Source organism: Pseudocolwellia agarivorans (assembly GCF_002000085.1).
Taxonomy (GTDB): Bacteria; Pseudomonadota; Gammaproteobacteria; order Enterobacterales; family Alteromonadaceae; genus Pseudocolwellia; species Pseudocolwellia agarivorans.
In genome coordinates this window covers 322161-341983 of the sequence record NZ_MUZU01000004.1, presented here as the reverse complement: position 1 = coordinate 341983, position 19823 = coordinate 322161, and the positions used below count along the sequence as shown (strand labels likewise).

The following is a 19823-nucleotide window of genomic DNA, read 5'->3' as shown; positions in this document are numbered from 1 at the left end:
TAACTTCGTTGAATTTTTTACTAATAGCCAGCTATTAGATAGAAAAATCCGCCTTGTTATACACAAAAATATCAATATTGAGAAATTAATATAGCTTAGTAAAATAACGATACAGATTAAGTTTTGATAAAGAAGGGGTTTAATTCATTCTCTAACATTCATTAACCCGAGTTGAGGTTAATTAAAACGATTTCCATATCTTCTTATCCTAGCTCGTTATAAAACCATAAAAACGGCCGCTAATACCGTCATACCAATAACCCACCACCTATATTGTTTATTGGGTATTCTTTTAACAATATACACACCTGCATAAGCGCCTAATGCAATAAACGGTAAGCTTATGATATTCAATAAAAACGAATCTATAGTGATGGTTTCCCATACAAAAACATGAAATGGTACTTTGAATAAATTTACCGCTAAAAAGAAACAAGCGGCTGTTCCTATAAATTCATTTTTGGGTAATCTCATACTTAATAAGTATAAGGCCATTACCACTCCAGCTAAGTTACCCACCATGGTCGTTATACCACCTAGTAGCCCCATTAAAATAGCAAACCACATATAATCAGGTACATTTACACGTTTATTTTGCTCTTGCCAAATCATTAGCGCTAAGCTACCAAAGAGAATAATCCCCATAAGTTGACGAAATATTTGGTCATCAACATATTCTCCTATCAAAGTGCCTATAATTACCCCTATAGCAGCCCAAGGAAATAGCTTTTTTAAGTAGTACCAATTAGCACTACGATGATAATAAAAAACACCAAAAAGATCTGCCATAACTAATAACGGTAACATAATGCCTGATGACTCTTTACCACCAAAATTTAACGCGAGTAAAGGCACGGCAAACATTGAAATACCGCTAACACCTGTTTTAGCCATACCAATAAAAAAAGCCACAAGAAATAACAGTAGTAAAGCGTTATAAGAGAGTTCGTAAGAAAAGAGAGACAACATTTAGGAATATTTTCCAATTGTGATTTAAATTAAAGAAATAAAAAAGGATAGGTTGTTAAAGAGAATTGAGTTCTCCTACCTATCCTTATTACGTTAACTACTTTTGTACATTACTTACATAGTCTTAACGGTTTTTTCTCGCTTTTCAGCAAACCATAAATAAAACACAGGCAATATAAATAATGTAAACACAGTACCAATTAACATACCCGCTACCAATATAATACCAATACTGTTACGCGCTTCTGCGCCAGCACCGGTTACAAATACTAATGGGAGATGTCCGAAAACAGTTGCCGCCGTTGTCATCATAATAGGTCTTAACCGTGTTATAGCCGCTTCGGTTACCGCTTCTAATTTGGTTTTACCTTGTTCTTGAACATGGTTAGCAAATTCAACAATCAAAATACCATTTTTAGCAATTAAGCCCACCAAGGTGATTAAGCCTATTTGTGAATAAATATTGATTGTTGTTAATTCAATAAAAGGTAAAAGCAATGCACCTGATAAGGCTAAAGGTACACAACCGAATAACACCACTAACGGATCTCTAAAACTATTAAACTGAATCGCTAAAATGAAAAATACAATAATAGATGAAACCCCTAATACGCTCATTAACGTACTACCTTCAGATCTAATTTGGCGAGACTCACCTGCGTAATCTAATCGATATGATTTAGGTAATATATCAGCAGCAGCTTTTTCTAATGTAGCTAATGCTGCTTCTTTACTTACCCCTGGTAAAACACCGCCAAAGATTTTAATAGAGTTTTGCTGATTAAATGTGGTGAGTTGTCTTGGACCAATTAACCATTTAATTTTAGCAAAGCTAGAAACGGTCACTAAACTATTATTGGGCGTTTTAATTGTTAAACTTAAAATATCTTCAGGATTAGCTCTCACTTTATTATTTACCATAGGTATAACTTGATAAGCTTTTCCATTTGAATCAAACCGATTAACATAATTACTTGATAAAAAAACACTTAGCTGTTGATTTATATCTGCAAAGCTCAGCCCTAAATCAGCAATTTTTTGTCTGTCTATACTCAGTTCCATTTGCGGTAAATCAATCTTTAAATCAGTATCCGCAAATAAAAACTGTCCGCTAGCAAAAGCTGCTCCAACCAATTTATCGGTATAACCTTTCATAGTTTCATAAGAATCAGGCGATTTGATCACTAGCTCAACATCAAATTGTCCTGCTGTTGGTAATGACGGAGGTAATATAGGAAGTGAATCTAAACCCGAGTTTCCCACTAAGTTCATATAAACCATAGGAACAAGCTCTTCAGCGCTTTCTTTACGCTCATCTGGTTTTACAAAGTTTAAACCACCAAAACCACCACTTTTAAAAACCACTTGCCAAATAGCTTCACTGTTAGGAATAGTTAATAATTTATCTACCATTTTAGTGGTATGTTCTATGTTATACGCCATAGATGATTCAGGTGGTGATTGAATAATAACCACCACCATGCTTTGATCTTCAATGGGCGCTAACTCTTTAGCAGAATATAAATAAAAAGGTACGGTAAGCATTGCAACAATAGCAGCAACTAACACAATTTGAGTTTTAATGGTAAAAACGAAATCTAACAATTTTGCATAGGCACGCTGAATACGGAAAAAGATGGCGTTTACATATTTTGTCATGCTGCCCTCTTTCCCGTCAGACGGTGATATATGGGCACTCATAATAGGCGACAAAGTTACTGCTACAATGCCCGAAAACAACACAGCAATAGCTAAAGTAAAAGCAAACTCTTTAAACAACATCCCCGTCAACCCCGATAAAAAGCCAATAGGTGCATATACCGCAGCCAAGGTTAATGTCATGGATATAATAGGTACAAGTAATTGCCTTGAACTTTGCAGGGCCGCTTCAGTACGAGTTTTACCATCACGCATATAGCGCGCAACGTTTTCAACAACAACAATCGCATCATCAACTACTAACCCCACAGATAGAACAATGGCAAGTACAGTTAACAGGTTTAATGAAAACCCCATTAACGACATGGTCCAAATAGCACCTAAAATTGAAATTGGAATGGTAATTAAAGGCACTAATGCACTTCTAAACGATCCCATTAAGGCTAAAACCACTAAACCCACAATGGTGATGGTTTCAAATAAGGTGATAATAATTTCTTTAAGTGAATCACGCATATACAGCGTGCCGTCGTAAGCAAACTCAATATCAATACCATCTGGTAGTGTTTTATTTATTTCTTCTACCGATTGATAAAGTGCATCACCAATTGAAATTTCATTAGCACCGGGTAAAGGCCAAACTGAAATATAAATAGTATTGGTATTATCTATTCGGGCCGTAACATTCGCTTCTTCAGCTCCTAAAGAAACATTCGCTATATCTTTTAAATAAATAACCTCTCCATTAATTTTTGTCACCACCAAGTCTTCAAACTCTTTAACGCTAGATAACTGAGAGTTAGTCACAATATCAATTTGCTGACGATCGTTTTGGCTGTATCCCAACGTTGCTATGGTATTGTTAGCTCTTAAAGCAGTAAAAATATCAACTGTACTCAACTTGTAAGCAGCAACACGTTCAGGATTTAAATTTACGCGCATGGCAGGTTTTCGACCGCCTTCTAGTTCAACCTTTTGCACCCCGTCAATACTCGTAAGAGTAGGAAGTACTTGTCTGGTTAAATAATCACTTAACATAGACGGATTATTCTTATCTGAATTCACATTTAGATAAAAAGCCGCAAAAGCTCTATCCGCTCGAACAACAGACACAACAGGATCTTGTGCACCTTCAGGTAACTCAAAACGAATTTGACTCAACTTAGTGTTAATTTCGGCTAAAGCTTTTGTACTGTCTTCATTCAAGTTTAAATGCACAGTAACCGTACTACTTCCCGCTGTTGTTATTGAATCAACATAATCAACACCCGGTATTGTAGAAGATACGCGTTCAATAGGATCAGTAATAAAGCCTTTAACAACCTTAGCTGAAGCTCCTGTGTAATAGGTATTGATGACTAATGATGAGCTTTCCATTTGAGGAAACTGAATAACAGGTATATCAAACGCTGCCCATATGCCCGATAAACAAATAACTAACGATAAAACAATAGACAATACGGGTTTACGAACAAACATATCCATTATGCTGGCTTTGTTGTACTCAAGTGTGGCCATAATATTCCCTATTGTTCAGCAGTTTTTACAGCTTTTGCGATAAAAACTTTCATACCATCATGAAGTTTAAAAGCACCAAGAGTCGCTATGGTTTGCCCTTCTTCTAAACCACTTTTTAATACAACGTCTGTTTCATTTTTCAGCGCTATTGTCACTTGTTTACGCTGAGCACGATAACTACCTTGTCCACCTTCTTCTGGTGTGAGTATAAATACGTAATCACCAAACTGGTCATGAGTTAAAGCAATATCAGGAATAGTAATACGGTTTTCAACGTCACTGATAGGAGCGACTACATTCACTAATGAATTCGGTTTAATGCCATTATTTTTCACACTAAATTGTGCTCTATATTTTAAATGACGAGATTGTGAAGTAAGCACAGGTTCTACCGCAATAATATTGGCAGATAATGCTAAACCATTTGAACTATTCATCATGACGGTTTCATTCATAGCAAGTTCAGAAAACGATTGAGGTAATGAAAACTCAACCCATAAGTGATCCGTTACACCAACTAAATCAGCTATTTGACTATTACCATCCAAATATTGACCTTGCGTTAAATCATGTAAACCAACAACAGCATCAAAAGGTGCGGTAATAGTTTTTTTATCAATGCGAGTATTAAGAGACATAACTTCAGACGTTGCTATAGCAAGATCAGATGTCGCTTTATCAACTAATTCAGCACTAATTTCATTACGAGCAACAAGATTTTTATAGCGTTTTAATGTTTGCTCAGACAAAGTAACACGCGCTTTAGCCGCAATTAAACTGGCCTGCTCATTACTCGTATCAAGTGTTAGTAGTGTTTGTCCTTTTTTGACAACTTCTCCAGAAGTTAAAAATAGCCCAGTGATTTTCCCAGCAAGTTCGTTTTTTAATATTAACTGCTGTGGTGCTTTAATGTTTCCTGTAACTTGAACAGTGTTTTGAAACACACTCATTTTAGTTTCAGTTGCTTCAACAGTTGCAGCAGGCTCAAAGCCTCCTGCTGATGCCTCGGCACTAGGCGACATTAAATTTTTCTTGTATGAATACAAACCAAATAATACTAGTGCTATAACAATAAGAGTAATTATCCACGCTTTAATTTTCACTGAGCTTCCCTATTTTTAATCTTAATTTTGTATGCGCTGTATTGTACCTTTAAATATAAGTATTTTTTATAAAAATAAATCTCTAAAAAACAACAAAAATTCAAAAAAACATATACCCATTACCAATCAATAGGCTATTTCAGAATACTTAAACGATATCAATTCAAGGCAATACTTTGTTATAAAGACTATTCCTTTAAAGAAGCATCGTTGATAAAGTTATTTTTCTCAAGTGCTGCGATGGGTCTAAAACAATTTATGAGGCTGATTAATTTCAATCAGGTTCCTGCATAAATGTACTTCGATTTTGTTCGAGCGGGAAGCTGCGCCTAAATTATTTTTAGTTCCCACTGAAATCAGCATCTTAAATGGTTACCGGTTTTACAATGAATTAAAAATTAATTTTTATATGATTACATTTAAATAATAAGTTTTAGTTATGTTTAAAATTTATATTTCATATTCCACGATATAAATAGACAAACAATAAAATAGAGATAATGTGCTTAAGCTCAATAGTTACAACCATTACCACTTAAAACCTATCTCTTTTTAATGGATAGAAACCACCAAATCATCTTATTTATTTAATAACTACTCCGACCTTTCAAAAAAAAATTTACATTTAATTCATTGCTTTAATTGAAAAAATATATAAACATAGCTTAATTGCCATCAAGTAGTTTGCCAAAAATAGTGCTATTAAAAAAAATACAAACTTCTCGTAACAAACCATTAACTTTATTGATCATTAGTGCGAATGATTTAATGGTTAATAAAGTAAATTTAATTCTCTCTTGTAATGAAACTCTACTTATTCATGCAAAAAATAGTGTTGAAGCTGTAGCACTTATTCGCTCAAAAAATATTGATGCTGTTATTACAGAAGTCGCAATTGGGCAAGTAGATGGCTGGAAATTAACCCGATTAATTCGCTCTGGCATTTTATCTGAAAAACCAGATATCCCCGTTATATTAATTACAGAAAATCATAGTGAACGTATTGCAGAAACCACCGCAAAAATATTTGATATAAACAAAGTTGTTTCATTTCAAGAAATTGAATTACTCCCCAGTATTATTCAAGAAGCAATAATAGGAAAAAACAACTTAAACCAGAAAACTAAAATATTAGTCATTGAAGACACCCCTGATACAGCTCAACTTATTGAACGCATGTTAAGACATAATTATGATATTGAGCTAGCTGAAAACGGGTTAATCGGCTTACAAAAATTCAAAAACACACCTTACGACATTGTACTGCTAGATATTATGATGCCAGGCATGTCTGGCGATGAAGTGTTAGATCACATAATAACCATAACACCAAGCCAAACCGTTATTGCTATGACAGCACACGGCAATGCTGATTTAGCTGAGTTAATGCTGAAAAAAGGTGCTTCAGATTATATTCAAAAACCGTTTAAAGCCGAACAATTAAGAAAAGTATGTAGTATTGCCGAGAAGCGCGAAGACTTTATTATCGCTAACGAGCAATTCTCAACCAAAACACAAGCATTAATACAAGAACAAGAAAAGTTTGAGTCACTTTCAAAAGTTCATTACCGAATATTAAATAGTTTAAATAATATTGTTATAGAGCTTACGGCAGAAGGTAATATATCTTTCTTGAACAACGCATGGCAAAAAACTACAGGTTACTTATTATCTGAAAGCATTGGAAAACCTCTTACTGAATATATTCATGAATCAAGTGGTAAAATAAAACCGTTTTTAAACGAAATTTTTCAAACATTACAACAAGGTAAACAAGAAAAAGAAATCATAGAACTTACGTTAAAAACATCATCTAACGCTTTTCTTTGGTGTGAAATCACCCTTTCCTCTTATTACAATGAACAAGATCAGTTCATGGGAATATCAGGTACTATTGATGACATTTCATTAAGAAAAAAAGCGGAAGAAAAGTTACAACATGTAGCTTTACACGATACTTTAACGGGTATACACAATCGTTACTATTTTGATGACATTCTCGTTAATATAGCTAAAACAGCTGCACGCTCAAATACCGTAAATTCATTACTTTATGTAGATTTAGATCACTTCAAAATAATTAACGATTCGCAAGGCCACCAGCAAGGTGATTTAGTATTAAAAGAAATATCACGCTTACTTTCTGAAAGAGTGAGAGGAAGTGATTATCTATGTCGAATTGGCGGTGACGAATTCGCTATTATTCTCCAAAACACCAATGTAGAAGAAGCGCAAAAATTAGCTCAACAAATATGTAAAACCATAGAAGAAGCAAGTTTTCGATTTGGAGACAAAGTTTATAAAGTGAGTTGCAGTATAGGTATTTCGGCCATCGATGGTAAAGCCTTATCAAGCGACATTTACCTACAACAAGCTGATATAGCAATGTTTGTTGCTAAAGATAATGGACGAAACCGAGTTCATACTTTCACCCAAGAAGACAAACTAACAGATGAAATAAAACAAAGTTTTGAATGGGCTCAAAAACTACAAAGAGCACTCAGTGAAGACAATATAATATTGCACTTTCAACCAATAATTGATGTTAAAACTCGTGAAACAGAATGCTATGAAGCCCTAGTAAGGATTATTGTAGACGAGCAACTTGTGTACCCTGATAAATTTATCCCCCACTTAGAAAAAGCGGGCGATATGAACATATTAGATCGCCATGTTATAGATAAAGCCATTAAGCTCATGCATGAATACGAACTATTAGAAAAAGTAGCCATTAACTTATCTGCTCAAGCCTTTAGTGATGATCGCTTAGTGTTATATATAGAAGAAAGATTGTCGCAATATAACATTGAACCTTCGCGTATTATTTTTGAACTAACTGAAAGCGCCAGCTTATCAAACATTACTGGCACCCAACGCCTAGTAAATCGCTTAAATGAAATTGGTTGTAGCTTTGCTATTGATGACTTTGGCACAGGTTTTAGTACCTTTGCTTATTTAAAACAAATTCCAGCAGAGCATGTAAAAATTGACGGTTCATTTGTCAAAGACATGCTAAAAGATTCAACCGATGCCGCACTCGTGAAAGCGATTAACGAAACAGCAAAAGCACTGAATAAAAAAACAATTGCTGAATTTGTAGAAGATGAAGCCACCCTAATTAAATTAAACGAATTAGGCGTTGATTTTGCGCAGGGGTATCACATTGCAAAACCCAAATGTATCAAGGAAATATCTCAAGACAGATTAACTTAACAGCAACAAGCACTAAAATTTAATCAAGAAATTGTTCTATTACATTTAATTTTTATGAAGCTAATTTTTTAGCTCGATAAATAATTGTCGTATTTTAATAGTAAGTTTAACTGAGAAAATTATGAGTCACCAAGATTTAGTAGCACCTCAAGAACATGCATTTGATTATGCAGACCTGATCATTACCTACCTTAAGCAACTCGGTATTGAGTGTGTTTTTGGAGTACCTGGAGGCGCAATAGAGCCTTTTATCAATGCCTTAGCACGCTCAGAAAGAAATGGCGGACCTAAACTTGTAATAGCCAGGCATGAATGCGCTGCAGCATTTATGGCAGACGGTTACTTTAGAGAAACCGGTAAATTAGGTGTTGTATGTTCAACAACAGGCCCAGGTGCAACTAACCTTATAACCGGTGTTGCCTCAGCCTCTGTTGATAAATCATCAATGCTTGTAATTACAGCACAAACCGCCTTACCCAAGTTTGGTAAACGCTCTTTACAAGACTCCAGTGAAACAGCAATAGATACCGTTAGTATATTTAGAAACTGTACAAAATATAACGCGTTAGTTTCCCACGAATTACAACTAGAAAGTAAATTAATATCAGCATTAATGGAAACCTACCAAGCTCCACGAGGCCCTGTTCATATCAGTATTCCATCCGATATATTGCGTATGCCTTATGGACATGATAATCCAAATGCTCATATCAATTATTTAATGAACAAAGCCTCCTTAGAAGACACGCTTGCCGTAGAGCAACTTATTGAAGAGATAATCAAAGTAAATAAAGTTGTTATATATTTAGGACATAGTTGTGCAGGAGCCTACCAACAAATAGAAACATTAGCTGAAACGATTAACGCTCCTTTTGTGTCGGGCCCTATGGGAAAAAGGTGGGTAAACGAAAAACACCCTCTTTACTATGGTGTATATGGTTATGCTGGCCATCGTTCTGCGCGTGAGCTTTTTAAAAATGACGACATTGAACTCATTCTTGCTTTTGGTACCTCAATTACTGAAACAGGTATTGGTGGCTTAAGTAGCGACCTACTAAACGAAAAGCTTATCCATATAGATTCTTCCGTCGAAAGTTTTAGTCGCTCACCTATGGCTAAACTCCATGTATGTGGGCACCTAAACGGTATTGTAAATAGATTATTAAATAAAATATCCCAACAAAGCTGGCGAAGAACTTGGGAAGGTATAGAGCTAGAATGCAATAAAAATATATTAGGTGGCTATGCAGAACTTATTGATGAACAGAAATGTATATCTGATGACATTCCCATCAAACCACAACGACTCATGGGTTATCTATCAACACAACTTCCCGAAGATACACGCTTTTTTATTGATGCTGGAAATATTTGGGCATGGGCAACACACTACTTAACTACCTCTAACAACTCAGGTTGTTACCGTATAGCCATGGGTTTTGGCAGTATGGCTTGGTCAATGGGCGCCGTCATTGGTTCTGCTATGGCATCTCCCGACAAACCTCACGTATGTTTAATTGGTGATGGTGCTTGGCAAATGAGTTCTCACGAAATAGGTGTAGCAGTAGACAACAATCTCCCGATACTTTTTATCGTACTCAATGATAGTGCTTACGGCATGGTTAAATTTGGGCAACGAATGAGTAATGCTGAACAAGTGGGCTGGAAGTTAAACCAAATTAATTTTGCTTTACTTGCTCAAGCACAAGGTGCAGACGGCCATATCATTGAGTCGCCCAAAGAATTAATGGCTTTAGATGTTCATGCTTTTTTTAATAAAAACGTGCCCACTGTTTTAGATGTAAGAATTGATAGTAATGAAATCCCCCCGATGATGGATCGCGTAAAAAGCTTGCAAGAAGGCGCTGTTTTTCTTACCGGAAATAATGAGATTACTTAAAGATTTAAAATAATGTACTTCACTTAAATTATCATGTATAAATTTGATATTGTTAATTTAATTCTATTTTTTAACATCAGGAAGCTGTACTGTTTATGAAATTGATCACCCTTTCTTTATTAGCTGTTTTCTCAGTAGCCCCCAATGCATTTGCGCAAGATTACACCTTAGAAGAGAACGACGATTATTTTGTAGATTTTTATGGCAGTGAAGAGTTAGTTGAAATAGCAACAGGAATAAAAACTCAAATATATAAAGCACCTGCTGTCGCCAGCGTATTTACCAGCCAGCAAATAAAAAACATGGGGGCTACAGATATAGATGATGTACTGGAAGCCGTGCCTGGTTTACATGTATCTAGAAACGCTGTTGGTTACAACCCTATTTATAGCTTTAGAGGAGTACATAGTTCCTATAATTCTCAAGTGTTAATGTTGGTTAATGGTATTCCCATCACTAATAACTTTGTCGGGGATAGAGGCCAAGTTTGGGGAGGAATGCCTGTTGAAGCAATAGCACGTATCGAAGTTATTCGCGGCCCCGGCTCTGCAATATATGGCGCTGATGCATTTTCGGGTGTTATTAACATCATAACGAAAAATGCTGATAATATTCAAAAAAACGAAATATCGGCTAGGTTAGGCACTAATTCAACAAAAGATGCTTGGTTCAATATATCAGGCCAACAGCAAGACCTAAAATACTCTGCGGTAATTGAATATCACAAAACAGATGGCTCTAATAAAATTATAGAGCAGGATGCGCAAACATTACTGGATAAGGTGTTTAAAACTAATGTCAGTAATGCACCAGGACAATTAAATTTAAGTACCGAAAATATAGATATTAGGACAGAAGTAAACTACCACACTTTTACACTAAGAGCGGGCTATCAATTAAGAAATAATACAGGTGTAGGAACTGGACTTGGGGAAGCATTAGATCTTGATGTTAAACAAAAAAGCACACGCTATAATATAGATATCAATTACACTAAACATTTAACAGATACTTGGCAACTCACAGCACAAGCAAGCTATTTCAATACTTCACAACAAGTTAAAAACAATTACCTAATTTACCCCAAAGGTACAGATATTGGATTAGGAGGTCCTTTCAAAGATGGATTAATTGGTAATCCTGAGAATTGGGAACAACACAGTAGAATAAATATATCTTCAATTTATAATGGTATTAATAAACATACGCTAACATTAGGTATGGGGTATTTTTATAGTGACTTATACCGAACACAAGAAACTAAAAATTTTGCATTAGGGCCTAATGGTGAGTTTATTACTCCTGGAAGCCCATTAATTGATGTATCAGATACCCCTTACGTTTTTTTGCGCGAAACAGATCGTACAAATAGATATATATTCGTTCAAGATCTTTGGAGTATAGCCAATGATTGGGAATTAACTGCAGGAGTTAGATATGATAACTATTCTGATTTTGGAAATACAACAAATCCTCGTTTAGCCCTAGTTTGGTCTACCAATTTAAACTTATCAACAAAGTTTCTTTACGGTAAAGCGTTTAGAGCGCCTTCCTATGCTGATATAGGGAATATTAATAACCCTGTTGCTTTAGGTAATCCTGATTTAAAACCTGAAGAGATTGAAACCACCGAACTAGCTTTTGACTATCACCCTGGCTCAGGCTTTGGCGCTATTTTAAGTTTTTACTACTACGAATGGGATAATATTATTCAATATATTCCTGATCAAAATGGTAATACAGCTCAAAATTTTGGGAAACAAATTGCTCATGGCAGTGAATTAGAACTTAATTGGAAAGTTAGCAATAATATTAGTATATCTGCCAACTATGCTATTTCTAAAGCAGAAAATAAAAATACAAACACCAAGATTGCCAATGTCCCCGAACAGCAAATATATACTCAAATTAACTGGAATATAAGTGACACCATTTCACTAAATTTTAAAAATAATTTTGTCAAAAATAGATTACGTAATTTTGACGACCCTCGTGATAATATTTCTAATTATTGGACAAGTGATATTAGTATGCGTTGGAAAAGTGATAATGCGCCTATTGAATTGGCTATAATAGCTAAAAACATCCTAGATAAAGACGCTAGAGAGCCTTCATTTAATAACGGCTCAACTGTAAACATTCCAAACGACCTCCCTTTATCTGAACGTTATTTACATACTGAACTTAGGTATAAATTCTAATGAAATCATCTTTTAGTGATGTTAAATCACGTGGCGAACAGTTTTCTGTAAAAATAGAAACTAAAATAACCCTAGAGCAATCGCCTGAACACAACCCCTATTTAGTCGAAAAACAATTTATACATGGCTATGACCATTTAGATCTACTAGAAAACTGTAACTTTGCTGACGTTATATATTTGCTACTTAGAGGAGAACTCCCCTCGAAAGAACAAAGTATATTATTTAACAAACTAGCTATTGCTCTTATTAATCCTGGTGTACGTCACCCAGCAGCCCAAGCAAGTATAATTGCTGGAGTAGGAAAATCTGATACTGTTAATATTCTTCCTATTTCTTTAGGAGTTTATGGGGGTACATTTGATGGAGCAGGAGAAATAGAGGCAACAATACGTTTATTTAGAAAGTATGCTAAAAAGCCAGCAATAGAGGCGAAAGAAGAAGCTTTACAAGAAAAAATTCCTAGCATTACTCAACATTATGGTGATGCTGACACTTATGCCAATACACTTATTGAAAACCTCTTACCCTATGCTAAAGATGGAAAAATATTTTCTTGGTTATATCAACTTCAATCCCTTATATATAATGAAAATATAGGTATAACTAAAACCAGTATATGCGCAGCAATACTAGCTGATTTAGGTTTTCAACCGCGCCAAGGTGCTTCTGTAATGCAACTATTCGCAGCGCCTGGTTTATTGGCACATGGCCTAGAATATAGCAACAAACCTTTAACTTCTATGGTATTCGAACCTGATGAAGCCTATACAATTGAGAAATTAAAAAATGAATAATTATCAAGACTGGGAACATTATCATGGGTGTATAGTAAGCGCTCGAGGTGGATGGAAAATAGGGGAAGGTGTTCAATGTTGTGGTTACGATATGATGGAAGATCTTGTTGGTAAAAAAACCTATATGCAAGTAGTAATATTAAACGCTACAGGCCGTCTTCCCAGTAAAGAACTAGCTGACTGGATTGAAGCAATACATATTTGTTTAAGCTGGCCTGATCCTAGAATATGGTGTAACAGAATTGGAGCCCTAGCAGGGAGCGCACGCACCACTGCAGTTGCAGCATCCACTTTAGGTGTATTAGCAGCAGACTCTAAATCATATGGTATAAAACCTCTTATTAGTGGAGTTGGGTTCATTCAATATGCTTATAAAGAAATAACGAAAGGCATCTCTATTGACGACTTCATAACAAATGAAGTGAAAAAAAATGGAGGGAAACCTTATTTAATGGGTTATATAAGACCTATTGCAAAGGGAGATGAACGCATACCAGCAATGGAAAAAGTAACCAAAGATTTGAATTTCACTATTGGAAAGCATCTGTCATTAGCTTATAAAATTGAAGAGCACCTCAATAAAAGGTTTGATGAGACCATGAATGTGAATGGTTATGTTTCAGCATTTTTATCAGATCAAGGCTATAGTGCTGAAGAAGTTTATCGTATATTCTCGTCATTAGTAATCAGTGGTGTTACCGCATGCTACACCGATACGAGGGAAAGAATTAAAGGTGGTTTTTCTCCTTTGAAGACTTCAGATGTTACCTATACAGGTAAAGCATTAAGAACAGTCAAATAACACCAATACAAGCTCAATTAGAGTTAAAATACCTACTCAAATTATTGAGCAGGTATTTTAACAACAAACACAGACCCTTTACCTAACTCACTTTCAACGATTATAGTGCCATTAATAAGCTCAACAAAGGCTTTTGAAATAGCTAACCCAAGTCCTGTTCCACTAAACTTTCTAGATTGACTAGAGTCTACTTGGCGGAACTCTTCAAAAATATAGATTTGTTGTTCTTTCGTTAAGCCTATACCTGAATCTTTCACAATAAATTCAATAAAGTTTTCAGAATTGTTTATTGTAAAAATTATTTCTCCATTTTCAGTAAATTTACAGGCGTTACTCAATAAGTTAATGAGTACTTGTTCAACTTTTTCTTTGTCTGTTTGAAGCGTACTTACTTTCTGATTTTGTACTATTGAAAATGTATTATTGTTTCTCGATGCTAACGGTGAAATGGTATCACTAATCGTTAAAATTAATCCTTCAAGATCTACTTCTGCAATGCTTACATCAACTTTACCTGATTCAACTTTAGCTAAATTCAACAAGCTATTAATCATATTAAGTAATCGTTGAGAGTTTTTAGCGATGCGGTCCATATCATCAATTAAATCAAACTGTCCTTCCAGCTCTAACTCTTCGGTAACTAACTCTCCATATCCGATAATCGATTGAATCGGTGTACGTAGTTCATGGCTCATATTTGCGATAAATTCAGATTTATGACGACTTGCCGTTAGTGCTGCATCTCGGGCTTCAATTAACTCAGAGGTTCTTACTTTAACTTCGCTCTCAAGTCTATCTCTATGGCGTTTTATATCATTCTCTTGTTTTTTCAAAACTTTCATCATGCTATTAAAGGCATGCGCCATACTTTTAATTTCTTTCGCGCCAGTGTTTTCAGCAAACACGTATTCACCCGTTGTTTCAGCTAACTGCATGGTTACCGCTAAATTACGTAGTGGTATAAATAATTTGACAAGCCCAAAGTGCATAACAAAACTCAAAATAATAATGGAGATCAAGCCAACTAAAGCAATAAGAAGGGTAAGCTGAGTTTGAGCTTCAATTAGGTGAGATTTACTATAAACAACTTCTGCGTAGCCTATAACCTCATTAGCGACTTGAGTATTTTCAAAACCCAACTCACCACTGTCATCCTCATTGTTTTCTATTTTTATCACGATAGGAGAAGTTATAAACCAAAAATCATCGGTTTCAACAGAGATATTAGTACTCAATAAATGTGAATGATGGTCTTGAATACTCTTAGGAAATTCGCCTCGGCTAATAAAAGGTTGGTAATTATCTGACAAAATTCGGGCAGCAGAAACCGATTCAAACCCCTGAACTTGCTCCATGGCGTCTTGGGCATTTTGTTCAGAGCCAGATAAAACAGAAAACACCGCTTGTTTGGCTAAGCCCTCGGTTATTTGCATTGCATTTTTCAGCATGAGTTGACGATATTGTTGATTAACGCCCGAAGACGTAACGAAACTCAATACAAAAATCATTAAGGTAATAGCAATAACAATGAAAACAATAACTTGTGCTTTTATACTACGCTCAGATAATTTTGTTACTTTTACATTATCCATTTAGTAGCCTATTTAGGGAAAATCAAAGTGAAATCAGACACCATACTAGGCTGATAGTTATAACCTAAATGAGCAGCCGTACGTAAATTTACCGCCAGTTGAATGCTATTTAAAGGTTTAACAACAGACACATTATTATTGTTGTTTACTGTTTTCATTAAGGTTACAAGCTGTTTACCTAAGCTCTCATTGTCTGGTAATGCTGAAAACAATGCACCTCGTTTTGCATGAGTTGGTTTACTTGAAAATACAACGATTTTCTTTTCCCAAGCTTTTTCGAGTATGGCGGGCACAATAATTTTTTCGTTTGCCGTAATAGGATCTAAAGGTAACCAAATAGCGACATTTTTACTTTTCGTATTTTTAAATAGATCATTATATGCTTGTACAGCCATTTTTATATCTTCAACTGGTATAGCTTTTAATGTAATACCTTTATTTTTAGCCTCTTCTTTTGCCTCTTCCATTAACCAAGCAGAAGATTTGCTATACACAACGTTTATTATTTTTACTTGGGGTGCTAATTCATGTAGAGAGTTAAATAAAGCGGTAGGTGAAGCCATTAAACTAACACCTGATATTTTATTAGGTGTTAATGGAAAAGCTCCTACAACTACCGATTTTTCTTGATAAATATCTTTAACAATACCCATCCCCCGCTTACCAAGAGCGATAATCTTTTTTGTTGATATATTTTTAAAAACTTTTTGACGATCAAAGGTGCGAGGAAGCTTTAGGGTAATAACTTCACCTTTAAATTCTGATCTGATCCCTTCAATAATTTGAGAGAATATTTTATCGTATGGCGCATTTATATCAGGGTATATTACAGTAACTTTATTTGCGATATTACTATACGAATAATTACTCAGAAAGAGTAATGATAATAAGAAAAAATAGTTAAATATGCTTTTTATATGAGTCATTAAATCTCTAGCACTAATCAAAAAAGATTAATTTGCATTTCCATAAGATGATAGTACATTTACCTCATGGTAACTTCCCTTTAACATTCAAATATCATTAATGTTAAGTATATAATAATACTATCTTTATCTTACTATATAACTCCAGTTTACGTTAAGTTATTTTACTCAACAATATTATTTAAGCATCTATCAAAAATTTTTTCCTCGACTCAGGTTTCTATTCATTTTGATCAAGCGCTTTTAGTTATTTTTTAATGGTAAATTTGTATTCTTAATCACTATAAGTTTTGATAATTTTTCAACCTGGGCTAATTCTTCTAGTGTTAATTCTCCGTACCCCTTAGGATATGACCAACCATACCCCCATCTAAAACTTGTAGGTAAATAAGGGGTTCCTCCTACTCTTACACCTGATAACATCAGCATCGCAATTTTAGGCTTGCCAACTTGGGTAACACAACGCTTTAATTCAAGATCAGATGCCATACGCTGCTCAAATGTACCGCCTTTCCAATAATCAAAATCATGCTTCTGACAACACGATAACCAAAGTGCTTGTTGTTGAAATGTTCCATCAGGAAATGCACTACAGCCATCACTTGTAAAGGGTTTTAATGTATCAGCACCAGCACTTGAAAAGCTTATTAATACAAGAAATAGATAGGGATATTTCATGGTTACTCCAAAAACAAAAACGCTTTTTAGTTTACCTAAAAAGCGTTTTATATAAGGTGTTTATAAAAATTTATGAATTAAAGTTCAGATAATGCCTTAATTATATCAGCAGACTCCATACGAACTTTATAATCTGTTTGTGCTGTCATCGCTCTCACTATTCCTTGAGTGTCAATAACAAAAGTACCAGGTACTGGCAATGCCGTACGGCCTTCACCATTAAAATCTTCTAAATCTAAACCATGCTTTTTGTATAGTTCAACTAAAGCTTTAGGCACTTCAAAATACAATTTATAGTCTTTCATTACTTGATAATCTGTATCAGTTAAGACTTCAAACGGGTAACCTTCTTTCTTAAATTGCGCCTCAGACTTATCAGGTGTTTGTGGAGTAATTGTAATCAATTGTGCATTATATTTTTCAAACTCAGGTAAATTTTCTTTTAGTGAACGTAACTGCATATTACAGTATGGGCACCATGCACCACGATAAAAAACTAATACTACAGGGCCTTTAGCTAATGCACCTTCTAAAGTAATGTTTTCACCTTGAGCGTTTTTTAAAGAAAAACTTGGGGCTTTCTCCCCTACTTGAATACCCGGATTAGGTAATGCTTTCGCTAGATTATCGCTAGCATCTTTCATCATTTGTTTTTCTTCAGCTGTCCAAGAAGATTTTTTCTTTTTCATCTTTTCTATTTTTTCATCAATAGACTTTTTATAACTTTCTGTATTTTGATAAGCCTGTGCATTAAATACAGACAAAATTAAAGATAAAATAAGTAATGAGCGCATTTTGTTCCCTTTTATTTTTAGTAAATTTTTTAATATTCATGAATAATTTTTATTCATTTCACTCAGTTCCTCTGCAAAAATCAAGCGAATACAACTAAGCATTAATTCCCACTTGCACATACTACACATCAGCAGTATCCTACGCGATTTTTTAAACGTAGGTACAACATATGATTGGTTTTGATTACGGCACATCAAATTGCGCAGTAGGTGTAATGCAAAACGGTGCTCCATCGATATTATCTTTAAGCGAACACGGAAAATATGTTGCCTCTACTTTATATGCGCCAAGTAGAGAAGTTATTGTAACTTGGCTTCTCCAACAATTACCTGAAAAAGAGCAGTTATTATTTCAAGAACAACGTAAAGTTCAACTACAAAAAAGTAACAGCGTTTTACGAGAATTAAAACAAGATGGCATTCCACCTGACTTGTTTTTTGGTCAACAAGCATTACAAGCATACTTAGCCGACCCCGAAGAAGGTTATTACATTAAGTCACCTAAATCCTTTCTAGGAGCAAGCGGTTTATATCCTCAGCAAGTACAATTATTTGAAGATATTGTTGCGGCCATGATGGCAAATATAAAAAGCTTAGCAGAACAATCTTTAAACCGAGAAATAACACAAACGGTTATTGGTCGTCCTATTAACTTTCAAGGCTTAAAAGGTGAAGAAAGCAACCAACAAGCGATTACCGTATTAACTAATGCAGCTAAACGTGTAGGATTTAAAGATGTAGAATTTCAGTATGAACCGGTTGCTGCCGGCTTTGAATTTGAATCCACTTTAGATAAAGAAACTAAAGTGCTTGTTGTTGATATAGGTGGAGGAACAACCGATTGCTCAATGCTATTGATGGGACCAAACTTACGTGATCTCGATAATAGAACTCATCATTTACTTGGGCATTGCGGTGAACGTATTGGCGGTAACGACTTTGATATTGGTTTAGCATTAACGGGAATAATGCCCGAGTTAGGACTTAATAGCTTTTTAAAATCGGGGAAACCTATGCCAGTAAACTCATTTTATCAAGCTGTTGCTATTAATAAAATTAATGAACAAAGTGAATTTTACAGTAGCGAGAATCAGCGTTTCCTTAAAGAATTAATACGTTATGCTCAACAGCCAGAGCTAATAAATAGATTACTTAAAGTTCAACAAGAAAAGCTTAGTTATCGACTCGTTAATGGAGCTGAACAGGCAAAAATTGGTTTAACCGATCATAACGAACATACTATCGAGCTTAACGACTTAGATGATTCGTTAAAGAGTACGGTAACTAAAGACACATTACTTACCGGTATAACACGCGAATTAAAAGGTATTGCTCATTTAATGCATGAAGCCGTAGCGCAATCAGGCCATCAACCTGATGTAATATTTGTTACTGGCGGTACCGCACAGTCTCCTGTACTTCATGAATTTTTCAAACAACAATTTAAAGATACCCCCATTGTATTAGGAGATAATTTTGGTAGTGTAACAGCAGGGTTAACTCGTTGGGCCAATAAAATATATGCATAATAATCACACTAATAAATATCGTTTGTTCTGATTAAAACAGCCAATTAATAAATGTAACGTTTATACATCAAACGTTACATTTTGGCGTGATAATATAGGTGATACATTGTTATGTATGACATTTTCCGTTATTAATAGTCGT

The 19823-nt window shown here is 34.9% G+C and carries 13 protein-coding genes; 6 read left to right on the top strand and 7 right to left on the bottom strand.

Features of this window, described 5'->3' with window-relative positions:
- Positions 1 to 216: 216 nt before the first annotated feature.
- From B0X80_RS08820 to B0X80_RS08810, 3 genes are all read right to left on the bottom strand, one after another.
- Positions 217 to 969, bottom strand: a complete 753-nt coding sequence (locus B0X80_RS08820; RefSeq protein WP_077339548.1) for a sulfite exporter TauE/SafE family protein — start codon at positions 967 to 969, stop codon at positions 217 to 219.
- Between the two features lie 114 nt (positions 970 to 1083).
- Entirely contained in the window at positions 1084 to 4146 is a 3063-nt protein-coding gene (locus B0X80_RS08815; protein ID WP_077339546.1) for an efflux RND transporter permease subunit, read from the bottom strand.
- An 8-nt stretch (positions 4147 to 4154) separates the two neighbouring features.
- Entirely contained in the window at positions 4155 to 5249 is a 1095-nt protein-coding gene (locus tag B0X80_RS08810; protein WP_077339544.1) for an efflux RND transporter periplasmic adaptor subunit, read from the bottom strand.
- 696 nt (positions 5250 to 5945) lie between these two features.
- Between B0X80_RS08810 and B0X80_RS08805 the strand changes: the two genes are divergently transcribed.
- The 5 genes from B0X80_RS08805 to B0X80_RS08785 all read left to right on the top strand — a co-directional run bounded on the left by B0X80_RS08805 (position 5946) and on the right by B0X80_RS08785 (position 14162).
- Positions 5946 to 8462 (top strand): GGDEF domain-containing response regulator, encoded by a 2517-nt coding sequence (locus B0X80_RS08805; protein ID WP_077339543.1) that lies wholly within the window; start codon positions 5946 to 5948, stop codon positions 8460 to 8462.
- Positions 8463 to 8583: 121 nt separating this feature from the next.
- Positions 8584 to 10362: a thiamine pyrophosphate-binding protein gene (locus B0X80_RS08800; protein WP_077339541.1), complete on the top strand. Its 1779-nt coding sequence runs from the start codon at positions 8584 to 8586 to the stop codon at positions 10360 to 10362.
- 95 nt (positions 10363 to 10457) lie between these two features.
- Positions 10458 to 12563, top strand: a complete 2106-nt coding sequence (locus B0X80_RS08795) for a TonB-dependent receptor plug domain-containing protein (protein WP_077339539.1) — start codon at positions 10458 to 10460, stop codon at positions 12561 to 12563.
- On the top strand, positions 12563 to 13360 hold the full coding sequence (locus B0X80_RS08790; RefSeq protein ID WP_077339537.1) for a citrate synthase family protein: 798 nt from the start codon (positions 12563 to 12565) through the stop codon (positions 13358 to 13360). The genes B0X80_RS08795 and B0X80_RS08790 overlap by 1 nt, the downstream gene beginning before the upstream one ends.
- Positions 13353 to 14162, top strand: coding sequence for a citrate synthase family protein (locus B0X80_RS08785; RefSeq protein WP_077339536.1), 810 nt, complete (start codon positions 13353 to 13355; stop codon positions 14160 to 14162). Before B0X80_RS08790 ends, B0X80_RS08785 begins: the two co-directional genes overlap by 8 nt.
- 41 nt (positions 14163 to 14203) lie before the next feature.
- On the opposite strand, the gene B0X80_RS08780 is transcribed toward B0X80_RS08785, so the two are convergent.
- The 4 genes from B0X80_RS08780 to B0X80_RS08765 all read right to left on the bottom strand — a co-directional run bounded on the left by B0X80_RS08780 (position 14204) and on the right by B0X80_RS08765 (position 18152).
- Positions 14204 to 15754: a sensor histidine kinase gene (locus tag B0X80_RS08780; RefSeq protein ID WP_077339535.1), complete on the bottom strand. Its 1551-nt coding sequence runs from the start codon at positions 15752 to 15754 to the stop codon at positions 14204 to 14206.
- An 8-nt stretch (positions 15755 to 15762) separates the two neighbouring features.
- A complete protein-coding gene (locus B0X80_RS08775) occupies positions 15763 to 16680 on the bottom strand; it encodes an ABC transporter substrate binding protein (RefSeq protein ID WP_077339534.1) in 918 nt (305 codons plus the stop codon).
- A 243-nt stretch (positions 16681 to 16923) separates the two neighbouring features.
- On the bottom strand, positions 16924 to 17358 hold the full coding sequence (locus B0X80_RS08770; protein WP_077339533.1) for a hypothetical protein: 435 nt from the start codon (positions 17356 to 17358) through the stop codon (positions 16924 to 16926).
- Between the two features lie 77 nt (positions 17359 to 17435).
- A complete protein-coding gene (locus tag B0X80_RS08765) occupies positions 17436 to 18152 on the bottom strand; it encodes a peroxiredoxin-like family protein (protein WP_077339532.1) in 717 nt (238 codons plus the stop codon).
- 170 nt (positions 18153 to 18322) lie between these two features.
- Here B0X80_RS08765 and yegD point away from each other — a divergent pair, with 170 nt between their 5' ends.
- Positions 18323 to 19681 carry a molecular chaperone gene (gene yegD / locus B0X80_RS08760; RefSeq protein ID WP_077339531.1) on the top strand — a complete coding sequence of 453 codons (1359 nt, stop codon included), beginning with the start codon at positions 18323 to 18325 and terminating at the stop codon, positions 19679 to 19681.
- The last annotated feature ends 142 nt before the right edge of the window (positions 19682 to 19823 follow it).